Source organism: Phytobacter massiliensis JC163 (assembly GCF_000321045.1).
Taxonomy (GTDB): Bacteria; Pseudomonadota; Gammaproteobacteria; order Enterobacterales; family Enterobacteriaceae; genus Phytobacter_A; species Phytobacter_A massiliensis.
The window spans coordinates 1313536-1316376 of sequence record NZ_HE578945.1 but is presented as its reverse complement, the minus strand read 5'-3'; the positions used below and the strand labels follow the sequence as shown (position 1 = coordinate 1316376).

The 2841-nt window shown below is 53.1% G+C and carries 3 protein-coding genes; all 3 read left to right on the top strand.

The genetic code is table 11. The features are described 5' to 3' along the window. Positions 1-1213: MFS transporter (locus ENTHG_RS06495; RefSeq protein ID WP_044176716.1), on the top strand; the 1213-nt coding region annotated here is incomplete at its 5' end. 22 nt (positions 1214-1235) lie between these two features. Further along, positions 1236-1973, top strand: a complete 738-nt coding sequence (locus ENTHG_RS06490) for a GntR family transcriptional regulator (RefSeq protein WP_044176713.1) — start codon at positions 1236-1238, stop codon at positions 1971-1973. 4 nt (positions 1974-1977) lie between these two features. After that, the coding region (locus ENTHG_RS25690) for an alkaline phosphatase family protein (protein ID WP_044176710.1) at positions 1978-2841 on the top strand (864 nt) is incomplete at its 3' end.

Here is a 2841-nt window from a genome sequence, read left to right as displayed (position 1 = left end):
TATGGCGAAAGATCTTGGCCTGACACCGGTTGATATGGGCTTTATCTTTTCCGCTTTTGGCTGGGCTTATGTCATTTTCCAGTTACCCGGCGGCTGGTTACTGGATAAGTTTGGCTCCAGGGTTATTTACAGCTTAAGCATCTTTTTCTGGTCGCTCTTTACCTTAATGACCGGGCTGGCGGGCTTTGTCACGGGGGCCACGGCGGTGGTCTTTATCTTCGCCATGCGCTTTCTGGTCGGCGCGTCGGAGGCGCCATCGTTTCCGGCAAATAGCCGTATCGTTGCCACATGGTTCCCCGCCTCGGAGCGTGGCACGGCGGCGGCCATTTTTAACTCGGCGCAATATGGCTCTACCGTCTTTTTCGCCCCGCTGATGGGCTGGCTGGCGCATACCTGGGGCTGGCATTCTGTCTTTACCGTGTTAGGGCTGTTGGGCATCGCTTTTCTGCCGCTATTTCGCAAAATCGTCAAAAGCCCTAAAGAACACGCAATGGTTAATGCCTCTGAGCTGGAGTACATCACTGCCGGCGGCGCGTTAGTGACGCTTGAAGAAAAGCGAGACCAGCAGGTAAAAAGTGAAGGCCCTAAATTAGGCTATCTCAAGCAGCTCCTGAGCAGCCGTATGATGCTCGGCACCTATCTGGCGCAGTACTGCCTTAACGCAATTGGTTTCTTTTTCATTACCTGGTTTCCTATTTACCTGGTGCAGGAAAAGAACATGTCGATCATGAAAGCCGGGATGGTCGCGGCGATCCCGGCGATATGCGGGTTCTTAGGCGGACTTATCGGCGGTTTCTCCTCTGACTACCTGATCCGCAAAGGCGTCTCTGTCTCGGTGGCGCGCAAAATTCCTATTATTGGCGGTATGTCTCTCTGCTGCGTCATGGTGATGTGCAATTATACCGATTCGGAATCGGCCGTTATCGCGATCATGGCGATGTCATTTCTTGGCAAAGGTATTGGCGGTATGGGCTGGACAATTAATACCGATACCGCGCCGAAAGAGATCGCGGGATTATCCGGCAGTATGCTGAACACCTTCAGCAATGCCTCCAGTATCACCACCCCGATCATCACCGGGTATATTCTGAATGTTACCGGCTCTTTCCATGCGGTGCTGTGGTTTGTTATTTCGCACGCGGTCATGGTGATTTTCTTCTACTTATTCGTCGTAGGGAAAATTCAGCGTCTGGTCCTAAAGCCAATGGCGTAACATTCTCACTTCGGGAGCAAATATGTCTATCTCAGACGAAACGGAAATAAAAAGGTCATTAAGCGTTATCGCCTATGACGAAATAAAAACCATGATACTGAGCCTGGCGCTAAAACCCGGCAGTTCAGTGACTGAAATGTGGCTAATAGACCGGTTGCGGATGAGCCGCACGCCCATTCGTGAAGCGCTTTATCGCCTGCAACAGGAGCATTTTGTTGAGCTGGTGCCAGGGAAAGGCTGGTTTGTCAGCGAAATTAATCTGTCAGATATTCAGGAGCTCTACGTGATTCGTGAAGCGCTGGAGGGGATCTCCGCGCGCCATGCGGCAGAGCAGATCAGCGATGAAGAGTTGCAACGAATGGAAATTTATCTCGATTCGCTGGAAACATTATTACAGGAAGATGAAGAAGCGGTCGACGATCCGGGCGATTCCATCCATAACCTGATATTCAGGTTTTGTGGCAACGCCCTGATCAATGAAGTCATGAGCATTTACCTTGAAAGATTGCAAATGTTTCATCTTATCACCAGCAGTTTGCCGGGGCGTAAATTGCAGTCGTGGCGCGAACACCGGGAGATATTTTATGCCCTTAAAGCGCGGGATGGCGCGCTGGCAGAAGACGTCATGCGTAAACATATTCGAAGCAGCCTGGAAAGCCTGTTACTGAGCCTTATCGACAATAAAATCGATTACCAGAAGGCAATAAAACAGGCGTTACCGTTACCGGGCAGGCTGATTAAAAATGAAAACCAGGAGTGAAGTCATGCGGAAAGTGATTGTTTTTGGCGTCGACGGTTTATCCATGCCATTGCTGCAACGTTATGCTCAGGAAGGCCATCTGCCGGCCATATCCCGCATGCTGGAAGGCGGGGCGGCGACGGAACTACTCCCCTTTATTTCTGCATGGGGTGATATTAACTGGGTGACTTTTCTGGCAGGACAGGCGGTGGGCACCTCATGGACCGGCCAGGGAATGCCGCCGGATAACCAGCAAACCCGTAATTTGCTGGGCCAGATGAGCAACCATGACCTGCGCGCGGCGCTGGTTCACTTCCCGGAAAGCGTAGCCGCAGACAGAGAACACTATAGTTTTGCGCCTTATTGGGGGCGCAGCGCCCCCTGGCCTGGCGAGCTTTTCAAGCCGATGGGCTATACCACCCGCTATGAAGCGCGCACCGGCAATAAACAGGTTAAAAAGCAAAAGCTGGGCTGGCCGCCCACCGCCGCGCTGGCCTATCACGATAAAGGCGCGTGGCAGCCTTTAACGCAGCGGGAGGATGGCTGGCAGTTCACCATGCAGGGGAACCACAGCGAAAACGTCACCGTGACCGTGACCGGTCAACAGGGGAAACCGCTGTTACGGTTGCGGGAACAGACCATTGAACTGACGCCGGGCAGGTGGAGCCGCTGGCTGACTTTCGAGACGGGCGGAAAAACGGCACAGGTACGCTTTTTCCCCGGCGTGTTTAACCCCGAGAATAACGATATTGAAATTCTGCAAAGCCAGGTAACGGACGGTCAGCGGCTCTCCCCCCAGCCGGAAGAGCACGCCACGCCATTTTACAGCAGGTGGGTGGTGAAAGCCTCGCCAGAAGAGGACTACCTGCAGGCCACCTTGCAGGAGGCG

Bases quoted from the DNA above. Each gene is read 5' to 3' on its own strand.
- ENTHG_RS06490 (WP_044176713.1), top strand. From the start codon at position 1,236: ATGTCTATCTCAGACGAAACGGAAATAAAAAGGTCATTAAGCGTTATC.